The organism is Cupriavidus sp. D384, from assembly GCF_001652915.1.
In the GTDB taxonomy this organism is placed as follows: domain Bacteria; phylum Pseudomonadota; class Gammaproteobacteria; order Burkholderiales; family Burkholderiaceae; genus Cupriavidus.
Genome location: NZ_BBQI01000028.1, coordinates 1 through 16,511, shown reverse-complemented (window position 1 = coordinate 16,511; position 16,511 = coordinate 1). Strand labels below are relative to the sequence as shown.

Below are 16,511 nucleotides of genomic sequence, written 5' to 3'. Positions count from 1 at the left end.
ACTGATCGCCCTCGCCGCTTCGAAGGCGAAGGCTCGGACCGCCCGCGTCGCTTCGAAGGCCAGGGCGGCGACCGTCCGCGCCGCTTCGAAAGCCAAGGTACTGATCGCCCGCGACGCTTCGAAGGCGAAGGCTCGGATCGTCCGCGTCGCTTCGAAGGCCAGGGCGGCGACCGTCCGCGCCGCTTCGAAAGCCAAGGTACTGATCGCCCGCGCCGTTTTGAAGGCGAAGGTTCGGATCGTCCGCGTCGCTTCGAAGGCCAAGGTACTGATCGCCCGCGACGCTTCGAAGGCGAAGGCTCGGATCGTCCGCGTCGCTTCGAAGGCCAAGGCACTGATCGCCCCCGCCGTTTTGAAGGCCAAGGCACTGATCGCCCGCGTCGCTTCGAAGGCCAAGGTACTGATCGCCCGCGTCGCTTCGAAGGCGAAGGCTCGGATCGCCCGCGTCGCTTCGAAGGCCAGGGCGGCGACCGTCCCCGCCGATTCGAAGGTCAGGGCTCTGATCGCCCGCGCCGTTTCGAAGGCGAAGGTTCGGATCGTCCGCGTCGCTTCGAAGGCCAGGGCGGCGATCGTCCGCGCCGATTCGAAGGTCAGGGTGCTGACCGCCCGCGCCGTTTCGAAGGCGAACGCAGCGAACGTCCGCGTCGCTTTGAAGGTGAAGGCGCCGAGCGTCCGCGGCGCTTTGGCGACGACGAGCGCTCGGAGCGTCCGCGTCGTTTCGAAGGCGAGCGCACGGATCGTCCGCGCCGCGATGACAGCGCGCCGCGCCGTGGCAATGCGCCGGCACGCCGCTTCAGCGATACGTCCGACCGCGCGCGTCCGGTGCGCGCCGAGCGTGGTGAACGCATCGAACGTGCCGAGCGCCCTGCCCCGCAGGCTCCGGCCGAGCCGCGCGAAGACGGCCTGGTCCGTCTGTCCAAGCGCATGTCCGAGCTGGGCCTGTGCTCGCGTCGCGAAGCCGATGAATGGATCCCGCGCGGCTGGGTGCTGGTCGACGGCGAGCCCGTGACCGAGCTGGGCACCCGTATCCGCCCCGACGCCGAAATCGAAATCCGCCAGGAAGCGCGCTCGGAGCAAGGCGAACGCGTGACGGTGCTGCTGAACAAGCCGGTTGGCTATGTCTCGGGCCAGGCCGAAGATGGCTACGAGCCCGCCGCCGTGCTGTTCACGGCCGAGAACCAGTGGGAAGAAGACCCCACGCGCAAGCGTTTCGCGCCGTGGCAACACAAGAACCTGGCCCCCGCGGGCCGGCTCGATATCGACTCCACGGGCCTGCTGGTGCTGACGCAGGACGGCCGCATCGCCCGCGCGCTGATCGGCGACGATTCGACCGTCGAAAAGGAATACCTGGTGCGCGTGGAGTGGGAATCGCCGCAAGGCGTGGTCGACCGCAATATCAGCGCCGTCTTCCCCGAAGACCAGCTTGAGCGCCTGCGCTTTGGCCTGTCGCTGGATGGCGTGGCGCTGAAGCCCGCCAAGGTGAGCTGGCAGAACGAGGAGCAACTGCGCTTTGTGCTGCGCGAAGGCCGCAAGCGCCAGATCCGCCGGATGTGCGAACAGGTGGGACTGAAGGTGGTGGGCCTGAAGCGCGTACGCATGGGCCGCATCGCCCTGGGCGACCTGCCACCGGGCCAGTGGCGCTTCCTGGGACAGTTCGAGAAGTTCTGAGGCGGTTGTCGGATTGAAGTCAGCGCCCTCTCCCGCCTGGCGGGAGAGGGGAAAACCGCATCACATCTGCACCGGCGGCAGCATTCGCAACGCCGCCTCGGCCTGCTCGTCGGCCGGCACATACACCAGCAGCCGCACGCCATTGCGCGGCGCGGTCCAGAAATTGGTCTGCGTCAGCTGAAATTCTCCCGTTTCCGGATTCGTGAATCGTTTGGCGTGATTCTGGATGCCGCGCACCTGGTATCGCTGCCAGAGTTGCCGGAATTTGTCGGACACTGCCATATAGCGCGCCAGTTGTGCCTCCCACAGCGGATCGTCGACGTGCTCGGCCATCGCCGCGCGATACATCGCCACCATGTTGCAGACCATGCCTTCCCAGTCGGGCACGGCCTTGCGCCAGCCGGGGTGGGTCAGCGCCAGGTAGATGCAGTTGCGGTCTTCGGGTGGCAGGCTCGGAACATTCATGCCAAGCAGCCGGCAATATGCGTCGTTGTGCGCCACGATGTCGAAGCGGGCGTTCTGTACCAGTGCCGGAATCGGGTCGAGCTGGTCAAGCAGGCGCTGGGTGGTCACGGACACCGTTTCGCAAACCGACGTGCCAGCCAAGGCCGCCGGCCGCTGCAGGCCCGCCAGCGTGAACAGGTGCTCGGTCTCGGTCGGCGAGCACTGCAGCGCGGCAGCCACCGCATTGAGCACCTTCGGCGAGACGCGGATCGGCCTGCCCTGCTCCAGCTTGGTGTACCAGGTAATGCCGATATCGGCCATGGCGGCTACTTCTTCGCGCCGCAGTCCCGGGGTGCGACGCCGTCCCACGCGCGACAACCCGATGCGCGCCGGGTCCAGATTTTCGCGGCGGGCGCGCAGAAAGGCGCCCAGTTCGGTTTCCCGGCCGGTACTGGCGTGGCTGCCAGCTTCCAGCGGGTCGGTGTCCGGTTCCAGACTTGTTCCCGGGCGCGAAAGCGCACGCGGTTCCTGACGGGCGTTCATGATGCATCACTCCTGCGTAGCCTGACACTGTTTATACCAGTCTAACTGGACTCTTGTACCAGTCTGATTGCGTGACCATACTCCCAGCCTCAAGCCTTGTCGAGGTCAGCATCCCATGAAAGCCCCCGCATCTCCTTCCCCAACCCCAACCACAAATTCCGCCCCCTCACTGGGCCGCACCGGCCTGTACGTGCTGCTGGCCGGCCAGTTGCTGCCGCAGATCGATTTCTCCATCGTCAACGTGGCACTGCACCCCATCGAGCATTCGCTGGGCGCCACGCCAGCCGAACTGGAACTGATGGTGGCCGTCTATGGCGTGGCGTTTGCCGTCTGCCTGGCAATGGGCGGCCGGCTGGGCGACAATTTCGGCCGCCGCCGTGTCTTCAATGCCGGTGTGCTGTTGTTCGGCATCGCGTCGCTGCTGTGCGGCGTGGCCGGATCGATGCTGGTGCTGCTCGGTGCCCGGCTACTGCAAGGCGCGGCAGCCGCAATGCTGGTGCCGCAGATCCTTGCCACCATCCACGTGGGGCTGCGCGGCCATGCGCACTCCCGCGCGCTGGCGCTCTTCGCGTCGGTCGGCGGCGTGGCCTTCATCATCGGGCAGGTGCTGGGTGGGTTCCTGGTGGATGCCGATATCGGTGGCCTGGGCTGGCGCAATGCGTTCCTGATCAATCTGCCGGTGTGCGCCGTCATCCTGTGGCTGTCGCCGCGCGTCATCCCGGAAACGCGCCGCGACAACCCCGCAGGCGTGGATATTCCCGGCACGGCGCTGCTGGCGATGGTGATCCTCTCCGTCCTGCTGCCCGTGGCGATGGGTCCGATGTTCCACTGGTCGTGGCCCGTGCTGGCGACGCTGGCGGCTGCCGCCCCGCTGACCCTGTGGCTGTGGCAGGTTGAAAAGCGCCAGGAGCAGCGCGGCGTGCATCCGCTGCTGCCGCCCTCGCTGGTGCGGCTGCCAAGCGTGCGCTTCGGCTTTGTGGTGGCAATCCTGTTCTACGCGTGCTGGAGCGGCTTCATGTTCGTGCTGGCGCTGGCCCTGCAGGGCGGCGGCGGCATGACGCCGACAATGGCCGGCAATGCCTTCATTCCGCTGGGCGTCGCGTTCTCGGTGGCATCGCTGCTGAGCCCGCGTGTGGTGGGTCTATGGGGCCGCACGCGCGTGCTGCTGGGGGGCTGCCTGATCCAGATGGCAGGCATGGCGGCGCTGGCCTGGACGCTGCGCCATGTCTGGCCGCATCCCGATCTTGTCACGCTGGCGGCGCCGACCATGCTGATCGGCATTGGCAATGCCCTGGTGGTGGGCTGTTTCTACCGTATCGGGCTGGCCGATATTCCGCCCGATCACGCCGGGGCGGGCAGCGCGGCGCTGGCTACCGTCCAGCAGGCTTCGCTGGGGCTGGGATCGGCACTGCTGGGCACGGTATTCGCCCAGCGGATTCACCACGGCGGCAACTACCTCGATGCCACGCTGACGAGCCTGGCGGCCGAGTTGATCCTGATGACGATGCTGGTGGCGGCCGCAGCCATCTATCACGCGCGCCACGGCCAGCCGGTGCTGGCGACTGGCGCGGCATAACACGCCGCCAGCCAGGCGCCCGGGCCGTGTCCGGCCCGGCACCCGCTCAGTCGTCGTAGTTGGCTGGCAGTTCGGGGAACAGGATTTCCGTGAAGCCGAAGCGCGTGAAGTCCTTGATCCGCATTGGATACAGCACGCCGATCAGGTGATCGCACTCGTGCTGCACCACCCGCGCGTGGAAGCCGTCGGCCACGCGCTCGATCGGGTTGCCGAGCATGTCAAAGCCCGAGTATTTCAGACGGGTGTGGCGCGGCACCACGCCGCGCAGGCCGGGCACCGACAGGCAGCCTTCCCACCCGTCTTCCATCTCGTCGGACAGTGGCTCCAGCACCGGGTTGATCAGCACGGTCTTGGGCACCGTCGGCGCATCGGGATAGCGCGGATTGCGATCGAAGCCGAAGATCACCACCTGCAGGTCCACGCCGATCTGCGGCGCGGCCAGGCCGGCGCCATTGGCATGCTCCATGGTGTCGAACATGTCGTCGACCAGCAGCCTCAGTTCCGGCGTGTTGAATTCCATCACCGGCCGCGCCTGCTGCAGCAAGCGGGCATCGCCCATCTTCAGAATGTCGCGGATCATTGCGGTTCTCCGTTGTCGGGGGCTTCGGCGCCGGCGTCGGCCAGCAGCCTGAGCATGCCGTCCTCGTCCAGCACCGGCACGCCAAGCGCCTGCGCCTTTTCCAGCTTGCTGCCAGCTTCGGCGCCGGCCACCACGTAGTCGGTCTTCTTCGATACCGAGCCGGCCACCTTGGCGCCCGCGGCTTCCAGCTTTTCCTTGGCGTCCTCGCGCGACAGCGTCGGCAGGGTGCCGGTCAGCACGATGGTCTTGCCGGCCAGCGGCAGCGGTGCCCGCGCCGTCGGCTCCGATTCGACCCAGTGTACGCCTGCGGCACGCAACTGCTCGATCACCTCGACGTTGTGCGCCTCGGCCAGGAAATTGGCGATCGATTGCGCCACCACGGGGCCCACGTCGTTGACTTCCAGCAACGCTGCCTCGTCGGCCGCCAGCAGATTGTCGAGCTTGCCAAAATGCTTGGCGAGGTCCTTGGCCGTGGCCTCGCCCACATGGCGGATGCCCAGCGCAAAGATGAACCGGTTCAGCGTGGTCTCGCGCGACTTGTCGATCGACGCCACCAGGTTCGTGGCGGACTTGTCGGCCATGCGGTCCAGCGCGGCCAGCTTGGCAACGCCAAGCTTGTAGAGATCGGCCGGCGTGCGGACGATGCCCATGTCTACTAGCTGTTCGACGATCTTGTCGCCCAGGCCGTCGACATCCATCGCACGGCGTTGCGCAAAATGGATCAGCGCCTGCTTGCGCTGTGCCGCGCAGATCAGGCCGCCCGTGCAGCGAGCCACGGCTTCGCCTTCGAGCTTCTCCACATGCGATCCGCACACCGGGCAGGCAGTCGGCATGACAAAGGCGCGAGCGTCTGCGGGCCGGCGCTCCAGCACCACGGCCACCACCTCGGGAATCACGTCGCCCGCACGGCGAACAATCACCGTATCGCCAATATGCACATCCTTGCGGCGGATCTCATCCTCGTTGTGCAGTGTGGCGTTGGTCACGGTCACGCCGCCAACGAACACCGGCGCCAGCCGCGCCACGGGCGTGATGGCGCCGGTACGGCCCACCTGCACCTCGATGTCCTCCACCGTGGTGGTCATCTCCTGGGCCGGGAACTTGTGCGCCAGCGCAAAGCGGGGGGCGCGCGAGACAAAGCCCAGCTGTTCCTGCTCGGGGATGGCGTTGACCTTGTAGACCACGCCGTCGATGTCATACGGCAACTGGTCGCGGCGCTCGCCGATATCGCGATAGAACGACAGCAGCCCCTGCGCGCCCTTGACCACGCGGCGCTCGTCGCAGACCGGCAGACCCAGCGTGGCAAACCCGTCCAGCATCACGCTGTGCGTGGCCGGACGGTCGGCACCCTGCAATTCGCCCAGGCCATAGGCAAAGAACGACAGCGGCCGCTTGGCCGTGATCCGCGGATCAAGCTGACGCAGGCTGCCGGCCGCGGCATTGCGCGGGTTGACGAAGGTCTTCTCGCCGGCCTCGGCCTGGCGCTCGTTGAGCTTGTCGAAGTCCGCGCGATACATGAACACCTCGCCGCGCACTTCCAGCACGGCCGGGGCCGCGCCGCGCAGCTTCAGCGGAATGGCCTTGATCGTGCGCACGTTGACGGTCACGTCTTCGCCGGTCTCGCCATCGCCGCGCGTGGCGGCCTGCACCAGCTTGCCGTTTTCGTAGCGCAGTGACATGGCAAGACCGTCGAACTTCAGTTCGCACGAGTATTCGACGGCGCTGTCGGCCGCCTCGGCAGCGCTGAACAGGTCGTCGGCGGGCGCCGCAACCGCGGCCTTGCCCAGCCCCTGCGCGCAGCGACGGTCGAAATTGACCACATCCTCGTCTTCGAACCCGTTGTTAAGCGACAGCATCGGCACGCGGTGGCGCACCGTATCGAACGCGGCCAGCGGCGCCCCGCCCACGCGTTGCGTCGGCGAATCGTCGGTCAGCAGATCGGGATGTTCGGTCTCCAGCGCCTGGAGTTCGCTGAACAGCGCGTCATATTCCGCATCGGGAATGGTCGGCGCATCGAGCACGTAATACTGGTAGCTGTGGCGTTCCAGTTCGGCGCGCAGCCACTGCACGCGTTCGGCGGGAGTTGCACTGGCCGGCAAAGGGCCGGCGGGCGCGGGGGCCGGAGCCCGCGCGCCTGAATGCTTGGCGGTCATGGAGGCTCCGTCGTTATACGCTGAACAGGCGCTGCGCCACCGGCGATCCGGCCGGCATGCCACGCGCTTCCAGCTTTTCGTAGAGCTTTTCGAGCTGGTTGAAAATTGCCACGAACGAAGCTTCGGTCAGCGGACGCATATTGTCGTCCACCAGCTGGGCGCCCATGCGCTGCGCCAGGCTGTAGCCGTACTCGCAGACCGTCTTGAACGGCTTGATCGTCTGCGCCCCCTGCGGCACATCCAGCAGCAGCGTGATCTGGCGGCCCGCGTTCAGCGTCAGGTCATCGCGCAGGAAGTTCGTGTCGCCGAACTGCAATGTGAACAGCGGCTTCTGCACGCCATCGGCGCCCGGTTCGTAGCGGATAAACCGCGTGCCGTCGCGCGACAGCACCAGGCCGTCCTGCGTCGCCACGGTCTGCACATAGGCGGCCGACCACGGCGCGCCGTCGGAAATCACGTTGACGCCCAGTTGTACATCGGCACCAGCCGCGAAACCGTCCAGTTCGCGGGCGTTGGCAACCGTCTCCGTCATGTCGGGCAGGTCGGCCGATGCATCCAGGGCCTCGGCCAGCGCCTCCACGGCATTGACGAACTCGGAGAACTCCAGCGCATTGAGCGGGCCGCTGCGATTCGCCAGTTGCACGGCCACCTGCAGGTCTTCGTACTGGTGGCCGGCGGTCACCGGCTCCCAGGCATTGGCTTCGACGCGCAGCCCTTCGATATGCACCTGCTTCGTGCCCGCGCGGCGCAGACGGCCGGTCAGCGGCAGGATGCGGTCGCCGGAGGCCTTGCGCTCCAGGTGCATCGGCACGATGCAGTCGATCAGCGGATCGATCACGGCGGCGGCAGGCTGGCCGTCCGGCACCGGTTCGGCCACCGGGGCCACCGGGGCGGCCGGGGCAGCCTTGGCGACCGGTTCGGCGACCGGTTCGGCGACCGCGTCATCGGCATCCACCTCGGCGTCAGCCAGCACATCGGCATGGGCATCGGCGGTGGCGCGTGCTTCGGCATGCCCGGCCGCCGGTGCGGCCGCCACGGCCACCTCGTCGGCCACGATCTCGTCGGCGTCGGCCGAACTGGCGGCCGCGTGCGCAGCGGCCGTGGCCGTGGCAACGTCGCTCGCGGCATCCGCGTGGGCATCGGGCTTCACGCCCTTGCCTGCCTCGCCCAGCGTCGGCTCGCGCCGGCTTACGTGCTCGGGCGGCGTTTCCTTGAGCCTGGCCTGGGTTTCGGGCTGCGTGGTCTTGCCCACCACCGGCTCGCGCATCGGCGGCAGGTCGTCCTCGGGCATCAGCGGCCGCACGCGGCGCGCCTTGTGGATCTGCCAGCGGTTATAGGCCACCAGCAGCAACAGCAATACAACACCCGCGATGATCAGTGCGTTCTGCAGTTCCATCTTAAGCGGCCTCCGCCATCGATACGGCTGCATCCATGTCCACCGCCACGATCCGCGAGACACCCTGCTCCTGCATCGTCACGCCAATCAGTTGGTGGGCCATCTCCATCGCAATCTTGTTGTGAGAAATAAATACGAACTGCGTCTTGTCAGACATACGCGCCACCATGTTGGCGTAGCGCTCGGTGTTGGCATCGTCCAGCGGCGCGTCCACCTCGTCCAGCAGGCAGAACGGTGCCGGGTTCAGCTGGAACATCGCGAACACCAGCGCAATGGCCGTCAGCGCCTTTTCGCCACCGGACAGCAGGTGAATCGTCGAGTTCTTCTTGCCTGGCGGCTGCGCCATCACCTGCACGCCGGCATCGAGGATTTCCTCGCCGGTCATGATCAGCCTGGCCTGCCCACCGCCGAACAGCGCCGGGAACAGCTCGCCGAAGTGATGGTTGACCTGGTCGAACGTGCCTTGCAGCAGCGCCCGGGTCTCCTGGTCGATCTTGTTGATCGCGTCTTCGAGCGTATTGATGGCATCGGTCAGGTCGGCCGACTGCGCATCGAGGAACGTCTTGCGTTCGCGCGCGGCGGCCAGTTCGTCCAGCGCGGCCATGTTGACGGGGCCCAGCGCGTTGATGGAATTGTTCAGGCGCGTGACTTCGCCCTGCAGGTACGACGGCTTCATGTCGCCGGTCAGCTTCTCGGCCAGCGCGGCTTCGTCAACCTCGGCCGTGGTCAGCTGCTCGGAGAACTGCTCCTGGTTCAGGCGGGCGGCCTGTTCCTTGAGCTGGCATTCGGTGATGCGGTCGCGCAGCGGCTGCAGGCTGCGCTCGGCGGCCAGGCGCTGCTCGTCGAACTGGCGCAGCTGGGCCGACAGCGCGTCCAGCTCGATGCGCGCGGCGGACAGCTTCTGCTCCTTTTCGGCGCGCACTTCCAGCGCTTCCTGCAGGCCGGTGTTGGCAGTCTGCTCGTTGATCGTTTCCAGTTCGGCGCGGGCGTTTTCCAGCGATTCCGCCACGCGTTCGCTCTGGTCGGCGGCCATCTGGATATTGCGGCGCAGTTCGTCGATGCGCCCAGCCAGGTTGCGTTCGGCAAACACCGCTTCCTGGGCGCCACGCTCCATGTCGCGCAGCTGCTGGCGCGCGTTGGTCAGCCGGGTATCCAGCGCATCGAAAGCCATCTGCTGGTCTTCGTGCGATGCCTGCAGTTCCGCCAGGCTGGTGTCATGCTGCTCGAAGCTGGCCTCGGATTCGGCGCGGATGGCGCGCTGCTCGTCGATCTGCGCGTCGATTTCGCCCAGTTCCTCGCGGATCTGGTTGCTACGCGCCGAAAAGCGCTCCATGGCCTGCGACAGCTTCAGCACGTCCATTTGCAGCGCATGCACGCGGCGCGTGGCCTGTTCGGCGCGCGCACGCGCCTCGATAAGCGTCGTGCTGGCATGCGTGTATGCCGTCTCGGCGCGCACGGCATTGGACCTGGCCTCGTCGGACAGCAGCATCTGCGCGCGCGACTGCTTCTGCAGGTTCTCGATCTCCTGCTCGCGGGCCAGCATGCCGGCCTGCTCGGAATCGGCGGCGTAGATCTGGATCGCGTTGCGGCCCACCAGATGCCCTTCGGCCACCACGAACTGGGCGCCTTCGGGCAGCGTGCTGCGTGCCGACAACGCCTGCGACATGTCGGTGGCCGTGTAGATGTCGGCCAGCCAGTCCTGCATCACGGCACGAATGCCGGGCTCGGTGATCTGCACCAGGGCCATCAGCGGACGCAGGCCCGCCGGGGCTTCCACCGGGCGCGCGGCCGGCGGCGGCGCATAGAAGGCAAGCTTGGACGGCGGGGCGTCGGACAGGAAACCCTTCACCCAGTCCAGGTTCGACACTTCCAGTGCGGCGAGCTTCTCGCGCAGCACCGATTCGAGCGCGTTTTCCCAGCCCGGCTCGATATGGACCTTCTTCCACAGGCGCGGCAGTTCAGCCAGGCCATGACGTTCCAGCCACGGCTGGACCTTGCCGTCGGTCTGCACGCTTTCCTGCAGCTGGCGCAGCGCCGTCAGGCGGGCGTCCAGCGATGCAATCGCGGCCGTCTCGCTCTGCACGCGCTCCTGCGCCGCACGGCGCTCGGTGTCCAGGCGCGGCACCGATTCCTCGGCATCCATCAGCGACGCCTGGGCCTCCTCGAGCGTCGCTTCCTGCTCGGCCAGGTCCATGCGCAGCGCTTCGAGCCGCACTTCGTCGGGACGATCGAGCCCTTGCTCCTCGCCCTTCAGGCGTTCCTTGCGCTGCTCCAGCTGCTGCAGCATCTGGTTGGCATTGCGCTGGTGGGCGGCTTCGAGCTTCAGCGCCTGTTCGGCCTGCATGATGCCGCTGCGCTGGTCGTTGAGTTTCTGCTGGGCGTCGCGCCACTGGGCTTCCAGGGTCGGCAGTTCATCGCTCTTCTGCGCCACGGCGTCCTGGGCCTCGATCGTGCGGGCTTCGGACAACGCCAGGTCTTCCTCGGCCTGCGCGATATCGTCATTGGCCTGGTCGGCCTTGCCCTGCCACTGCTCGCGCTGGGCGGTCAGCGCCGCGATCTGCGCCTGCAGGCGGTTGCGCGACTCCACCACATAGCGGATCTCGGCTTCGAGCTTGCTGACTTCGGCATTGGCCTCGTACAGCGCGCCCTGCGCGACGTGCATGCCATCGGACGCGGCATAGTGCGCGGCGCGCATCGTTTCGAGCTCCGCCTCGACATGGCGCAATTGCGCGGTCTGGGCTTCGAGGTCGATCTGTGCCTGGTCGATGGCGCGCGCATGGCGTTCCTGCTCGGCCAGGGCTTCGCGCTTGCGCAGCAGCCACAACAGGTGCTGCTTTTCCTCGCCTTCGGACTGCAGTTGGCGGAAGCGTTGCGCCACCTCGGCCTGGCCTTCCAGCTTTTCGAGGTTGTTGCCCAGTTCGCGCAGGATATCTTCCACGCGGGTCAGGTTTTCGCGCGTGTCGCCCAGCCGGTTCTCGGTCTCGCGGCGGCGTTCCTTGTACTTCGATACGCCTGCGGCTTCCTCCAGGAAAATCCGCATGTCGTCGGGCTTGGCCTCGATGATCCGCGAGATCATGCCCTGCCCGATGATGGCGTAGGCACGCGGCCCCAGGCCGGTGCCCAGGAAGATGTCCTGGATGTCCTTGCGGCGCACCGGCTGGTTGTTGATGTAGTAGGAAGACGTGCCGTCGCGGGTCAGCACGCGCTTGACCGCCACTTCGGCGTACTGGCTCCACTGGCCGGCGGCGCGGCCCTCGGCATTGTCGAACACCAGTTCCACGCTGGCCCGGCCCGCCTGCTTGCGCGCGGTGGAGCCGTTGAAGATCACATCCTGCATGGATTCGCCACGCAGTTCCGACGCGCGTGATTCACCAAGCACCCAGCGCACCGCGTCGATGATGTTGGACTTACCGCAGCCGTTGGGACCTACGATGCCGACCAGCTGGCCCGGCACTTGAAAATTGGTGGGATCGACGAAGGACTTGAAGCCCGCCAGTTTGATCGAGGACAGTCGCACGGTTGTCGTGTGGTTTGGGCGATACGAAATTGGAAACGCCGGGCCCACGCCGGAGCACACGGCAAGGCGTGACGCCTGCGCCGCAAACTGCCCCCGGTGCCCGATAGATTGGCGCTAATCATACCATCGCCAATCCATTGACCGGCCGATTTCGCCACCGTTGCACCCATCACGAAGCGGTCACGACCCGACCTGAAAAAGCTTTTTATTTCCGTGGCTTGCAGGCGTTGCTGCAAGCACTTTCTAGGCCTTGGCGTTGTTTCATGAAAACGTCACGCCGGCAAATCCGCCGGAAACTTCTCAGGGTTAGTGCTAGTCTCTGGAGATGCCGGCGTGATCCCGGGGCCCCTCCCCAATGCGCCGCGCCCGCCGCTCCGCCGTGCCCAGGTGTTATCGCATGGCGCCCGCGGCCAGTCTGAAGCTTGATTGCCTGCAGCGCAGCAGTTTGGAGGACTGAGCATGACCCCTACACCACCGGCCGAGATGCCGGGTGACCTGCCGTGGTCCGTGTCCGACATCGACTACGACGCCATCGACGTCGCACGGGTACGCGACGACCGCACACTCTTTTATCTGCTGACCGGCGCCTCGTTTATCGAGAGCGGGTCCGACACCTACGCCGGCAACCTGGCCCAGTACTATGCCGACGTGCCCGACGCGGCCGAATGGCTGTCGCAGCACTGGGAATCCGAGGAACTGCAGCACGGACTGGCGCTACGCCGCTATGTCGAGCATGTCTGGCCCGAATTCGACTGGGAGCGTGGCTACCAGCGGTTCTTCGACGAATACAGCAAGACCTGCTCGGTCGACAATTTCGAGCGCACCCAGGCCCTGGAAATGGCCGCGCGCTGCGTGGTGGAAACCGGCACCGCCACCTACTACCGGGCACTGGAACAGGCCAGCGACGAGCCCGTGCTGCGCAACCTGACGCGCCGCATCGCCAATGACGAAGTCCGCCACTACAAGCACTTTTTCCGTTACTTCAACGACTTGAGCGGCCGCGAGCGTCTTGGCCGGGTCAAGGTGCTGGCCGCCCTTGCGCGCCGGTTGCTGGAAATCAAGAACGAGGACGCCGAAATCGCCCTGCGGAACGTGCTGCGCATCGAGCAGAACCGCGAAGACGTGCCGGATCGCGACGTCCGCGCCCTAAATTCGCGCTGCAGCGCCGTGGTCCGGCGCCACCTGCCGATCGAGATGACGGTCAAGATGCTGCTGCGCCCCCTGCACCTGCACGCACGGCTCGAAGACCTGGTGCGCCGGCCCATCGTCGCCATGGTGTCGCGGGTGATGCTGTATTGAACGGACAGGCGGTGCGGGCGGGCCGGGTCGGCTCTCCCGGCCAGCCAGCCGGGATGCGACTGGATCAATCCACGTCGAAATCGGCTTCCAGCTCCGACGCCAATGCGCAATCATAAAGGCGGCGCACCACCTGGTAATCCCCGCATCGCTCGTCGGTCCAGAAATAATAATCCTTGCCCGTCAACTTCCTGGTGAATACGACCCTGAATTCGGGAACGTGCTCTGTCAGGCTGTAGTTGTACCGCAACTGGATTTCGAATTTCGGCAGTTCCGCCTGCACTGCAGATTCCATTTCATCGAAATCCCAAGTCATATCACCGCTTTCGGTTTTCTCGCGCAAACGAATCAGCATATTCGAAACACTACAGGGCAACATCGATTTTCCCTCCACCCGGATTGCTCGCCTCGACTTCCTGCTTTACTTGCAGTAATTTCTTGAGCAGTTCATTCTTCTGCACCCTCGACAGGTGACCAGGCACCCCGCGGTTCAACGCATAGGCAAATACTTCCTCGATCTGTCCCAGTATGTTCAGTCCGTCCGGATTTCCATCGCCAGCCGCCTTCGAAAATATCCTGACGTACGTCTTCCTGAAAAAGACGAAACAGCGCCACGCAAATCGATAATCATTCTGGTTGACGTACGATATGACTTCATTCAGCGCCGAAACACAGTGACCGATGCCTGCCGCGGTGTCTACACGATTTGCCTGCGACAACACCGATCGGGCCTCATGCTGAATCGACTTCGAAACCCTGAGCCCGTTGAGCACTTCGCAGACCGCGATAATCAAGCCCACCAGCGTTGCCACCGTGCCCGCATACAAGAAAATATCGAAATTTCTCCGCAGGGCCAGGACACGTTCGTAACCCGAATAGGCCACGATAATCAACAGGCTGCACGACACCGCGCAGAAAATCCGCATCGCGTGATCCTGCAGCCTCCAGTCACCCTTCCATGGCGTCATTTCCACATTGCCCAGAGTATTGATGGAGCACCCAGTCTGGCTGCTCGGGCGAGCGATGGAAATGAGACGTGTCTGAAACAGCACGGAATTCGGAGGGCAATTGCCCCGCGTGACGGTTGCCTGGCCCATCGAGGGGGGAACTGTTCCCGCCCCTCGCTTTCCGGTCATGTGCCCGGCGCGATATACTGCTGCGTTTCAACCGCCCCGCCGCCTGCCACCGTGAATCCGCGCCTCGACCTGCTCCAGACCTACCCTTTCGAGAAACTGCGCGTGCTGGTGGCCGATGTGAAACCGGCCGACAAGCCGGCCATCAGTTTTGGCATTGGCGAACCCAAGCATCCGACGCCGCAGTTCATCAAGGACGCGATGACCGCATCGCTGTCCGGACTGGCCGTTTATCCGGCCACGGCCGGCACCGACGCGCTGCGCCAGACCATTGCCGGCTGGCTGGAGCGCCGCTACCAGCTGCCGAAGGTCGATGCCGCAACCGAGGTGCTGCCGGTCAGCGGGTCGCGCGAGGCGCTGTTTGCGTTCGCCCAGACCGTGATCGACGCCAGCCGGCCCAATCCGCTGGTGCTGTGCCCGAACCCGTTCTACCAGATCTATGAAGGCGCGGCCCTGCTGGCCGGTGCCCGCCCGGTCTTCGCCAACAGCGACCCGGCGCGCAACTTCGCCCCGGCCTTCGACCAGATCGATGCCGATGTCTGGCCGAACGTCCAGCTGCTCTATGTCTGCTCTCCGGGCAACCCCACGGGCGCCGTGCTGTCGCTGAACGACTGGAAGCAGCTGTTCGCGCTGTCGGATCGCTACGGATTCGTGATCGCCTCGGACGAGTGCTATTCCGAGATCTATTTCGACGAGGCCACGCCGCCGCTGGGCGCGCTGGAGGCTGCCCACAAGCTGGGCCGCGGCTTCGAGCGCCTGGTGATGTTCTCGAGCCTGTCCAAGCGCTCGAACGTTCCGGGCCTGCGCTCCGGCTTCGTGGCCGGTGACGCCGCAATCCTGAAGAAATTCCTGCTGTACCGCACCTACCACGGCGCCGCGCTGAACCCGGCCGTGCAGGCGGCCAGCGTGGCCGCATGGGGCGACGAGGCGCACGTGCGCGACAACCGCGCGGCCTATGTGCGCAAGTTTGCCGAAGTCACGCCGCTGCTGGCCGAAGTGCTGGACGTGGCGCTGCCCGACGCGGCGTTCTACCTGTGGGCCGATGTGTCGCGCACGGGTCTGAGCGACACCGAGTTCGCCGTGCGCCTGCTGGCCGAGCAGAACGTGGCCGTGCTGCCGGGCAGCTACCTGGCGCGCGATGCCCACGGGGCGAATCCGGGCACCAACCGCGTGCGCATGGCGCTGGTAGCCACGCCCGACGAGTGCCTGGAAGGTGCGCGCCGGATTGTCGAATTCTGCAAGTCGCTGGGCTGACAGACCCGGCGCTGACGCTTCACCCTGCTTCACCGATCGAATGCCCTGGCGCCGGGGCCCCTGCCACCGGCGCCGCCTCTCTCACACAAATCACCACTGAGAACACCATCATGACGCAAGCTCTGCAAGCCCTGATCGACCAGGCCTGGGAAGACCGCACCAGCCTGTCGCCGAAGTCCGCGCCGAACGATATCCGCGAAGCCGTGGCCAATGTGATCTCGCAACTGGACGCCGGCACGCTGCGCGTGGCCGAGAAGCAAGGCCAGGACTGGATCGTCAACCAGTGGGTCAAGAAGGCCGTGCTGCTGTCGTTCCGCCTGGAAGACAACACGCCGATGAGCGCCGGCGGCTTTGCCCAGTTCTACGACAAGGTGCCGACCAAGTTCGCCAACTGGAGCCAGGACGACTTCGCCAAGGCCGGCTTCCGCGTGGTGCCGCCGGCCGTGGCCCGCCGTGGTTCGTTCATCGCCAAGAACGCCGTGCTGATGCCGTCGTACGTGAATATCGGCGCCTATGTGGACGAAGGCACGATGGTCGATACCTGGGCCACCGTCGGTTCGTGCGCACAGATCGGCAAGAACGTTCACCTGTCGGGTGGCGTGGGCATCGGCGGCGTGCTGGAGCCGCTGCAGGCCAACCCGGTGATCATCGAAGACAACTGCTTCATCGGCGCCCGTTCGGAAGTCGTGGAAGGCGTGATCGTCGAAGAAAACTCGGTGATCTCGATGGGCGTGTACCTGGGCCAGTCGACCAAGATCTACGACCGTGAAACGGGCGAGATCCACTACGGCCGCGTGCCGGCCGGTTCGGTCGTGGTGGCCGGCAACCTGCCGTCCAAGGATGGCAAGTACAGCCTGTACTGCGCCGTGATCGTGAAGAAGGTGGACGCGCAAACCCGCGCCAAGACCAGCCTGAACGATCTGCTGCGCGACTGATCCAACGGATCTTTCCAGC

12 protein-coding genes and 1 pseudogene are annotated in these 16,511 nt (G+C 65.7%); 5 read left to right on the top strand and 8 right to left on the bottom strand.

The genetic code is table 11. The annotated features are described in order from the left end of the window. Window positions 1-141: 141 nt before the first annotated feature. Window positions 142-735: pseudogene (locus tag A9J21_RS32675) on the bottom strand (leucine-rich repeat protein); the annotation flags it as partial. An 84-nt stretch (window positions 736-819) separates the two neighbouring features. On the opposite strand from A9J21_RS32675, the gene A9J21_RS32670 reads away from it, so the two are divergent. Next, on the top strand, window positions 820-1,665 hold the full coding sequence (locus A9J21_RS32670; RefSeq protein ID WP_404851365.1) for a pseudouridine synthase: 846 nt from the start codon (window positions 820-822) through the stop codon (window positions 1,663-1,665). Window positions 1,666-1,725: 60 nt separating this feature from the next. Here A9J21_RS32670 and A9J21_RS10575 read toward each other — a convergent pair whose 3' ends face one another. Then, on the bottom strand, window positions 1,726-2,652 hold the full coding sequence (locus A9J21_RS10575) for a helix-turn-helix transcriptional regulator (protein ID WP_082926337.1): 927 nt from the start codon (window positions 2,650-2,652) through the stop codon (window positions 1,726-1,728). Window positions 2,653-2,767: 115 nt separating this feature from the next. On the opposite strand from A9J21_RS10575, the gene A9J21_RS10570 reads away from it, so the two are divergent. Then, window positions 2,768-4,228 carry an MFS transporter gene (locus tag A9J21_RS10570; protein ID WP_066735185.1) on the top strand — a complete coding sequence of 487 codons (1,461 nt, stop codon included), beginning with the start codon at window positions 2,768-2,770 and terminating at the stop codon, window positions 4,226-4,228. 46 nt (window positions 4,229-4,274) lie between these two features. On the opposite strand, the gene def is transcribed toward A9J21_RS10570, so the two are convergent. Genes def through smc form a run of 4 tightly spaced genes read right to left on the bottom strand, consistent with a single transcriptional unit; the run spans window position 4,275 to window position 11,874 of the window. Further along, entirely contained in the window at window positions 4,275-4,808 is a 534-nt protein-coding gene (def, locus tag A9J21_RS10565) for a peptide deformylase (protein ID WP_066735182.1), read from the bottom strand. Continuing rightward, entirely contained in the window at window positions 4,805-6,961 is a 2,157-nt protein-coding gene (ligA, locus tag A9J21_RS10560; RefSeq protein ID WP_066735179.1) for an NAD-dependent DNA ligase LigA, read from the bottom strand. Before ligA ends, def begins: the two co-directional genes overlap by 4 nt. Window positions 6,962-6,974: 13 nt before the next feature. Continuing rightward, the gene (locus tag A9J21_RS10555) at window positions 6,975-8,357 is read right to left on the bottom strand and encodes a cell division protein ZipA C-terminal FtsZ-binding domain-containing protein (RefSeq protein WP_066735175.1); all 1,383 of its coding nucleotides are present in this window, start codon (window positions 8,355-8,357) and stop codon (window positions 6,975-6,977) included. 1 nt (window position 8,358) lies between these two features. Next, the gene (gene smc, locus A9J21_RS10550; RefSeq protein ID WP_066735173.1) at window positions 8,359-11,874 is read right to left on the bottom strand and encodes a chromosome segregation protein SMC; all 3,516 of its coding nucleotides are present in this window, start codon (window positions 11,872-11,874) and stop codon (window positions 8,359-8,361) included. A gap of 459 nt (window positions 11,875-12,333) precedes the next feature. Between smc and A9J21_RS10545 the strand changes: the two genes are divergently transcribed. Then, window positions 12,334-13,173: a ferritin gene (locus A9J21_RS10545; RefSeq protein WP_066735170.1), complete on the top strand. Its 840-nt coding sequence runs from the start codon at window positions 12,334-12,336 to the stop codon at window positions 13,171-13,173. A 64-nt stretch (window positions 13,174-13,237) separates the two neighbouring features. Here the strand turns inward: A9J21_RS10545 and A9J21_RS10540 are convergent, their stop codons facing one another. Beyond that, on the bottom strand, window positions 13,238-13,525 hold the full coding sequence (locus tag A9J21_RS10540) for a hypothetical protein (protein WP_066735167.1): 288 nt from the start codon (window positions 13,523-13,525) through the stop codon (window positions 13,238-13,240). Window positions 13,526-13,535: 10 nt separating this feature from the next. Next, complete coding sequence (locus tag A9J21_RS10535; RefSeq protein ID WP_156545781.1) at window positions 13,536-14,138, bottom strand: hypothetical protein; 603 nt, start codon at window positions 14,136-14,138, stop codon at window positions 13,536-13,538. Between the two features lie 219 nt (window positions 14,139-14,357). On the opposite strand from A9J21_RS10535, the gene dapC reads away from it, so the two are divergent. After that, a complete protein-coding gene (dapC, locus tag A9J21_RS10530; protein ID WP_066735160.1) occupies window positions 14,358-15,557 on the top strand; it encodes a succinyldiaminopimelate transaminase in 1,200 nt (399 codons plus the stop codon). A 110-nt stretch (window positions 15,558-15,667) separates the two neighbouring features. Further along, window positions 15,668-16,492 (top strand): 2,3,4,5-tetrahydropyridine-2,6-dicarboxylate N-succinyltransferase, encoded by an 825-nt coding sequence (dapD, locus tag A9J21_RS10525; RefSeq protein ID WP_066735157.1) that lies wholly within the window; start codon window positions 15,668-15,670, stop codon window positions 16,490-16,492. Window positions 16,493-16,511: the final 19 nt, after the last annotated feature.

Coding starts and splice junctions, on each gene's coding strand:
- ligA (WP_066735179.1), bottom strand. CDS start 6,961: ATGACCGCCAAGCATTCAGGCGCGCGGGCTCCGGCCCCCGCGCCCGCC.
- A9J21_RS10540 (WP_066735167.1), bottom strand. CDS start 13,525: ATGCTGATTCGTTTGCGCGAGAAAACCGAAAGCGGTGATATGACTTGG.
- A9J21_RS10535 (WP_156545781.1), bottom strand. CDS start 14,138: ATGACGCCATGGAAGGGTGACTGGAGGCTGCAGGATCACGCGATGCGG.
- A9J21_RS10570 (WP_066735185.1), top strand. CDS start 2,768: ATGAAAGCCCCCGCATCTCCTTCCCCAACCCCAACCACAAATTCCGCC.
- def (WP_066735182.1), bottom strand. CDS start 4,808: ATGATCCGCGACATTCTGAAGATGGGCGATGCCCGCTTGCTGCAGCAG.
- dapD (WP_066735157.1), top strand. CDS start 15,668: ATGACGCAAGCTCTGCAAGCCCTGATCGACCAGGCCTGGGAAGACCGC.
- A9J21_RS10545 (WP_066735170.1), top strand. CDS start 12,334: ATGACCCCTACACCACCGGCCGAGATGCCGGGTGACCTGCCGTGGTCC.
- A9J21_RS10575 (WP_082926337.1), bottom strand. CDS start 2,652: ATGAACGCCCGTCAGGAACCGCGTGCGCTTTCGCGCCCGGGAACAAGT.
- A9J21_RS10555 (WP_066735175.1), bottom strand. CDS start 8,357: ATGGAACTGCAGAACGCACTGATCATCGCGGGTGTTGTATTGCTGTTG.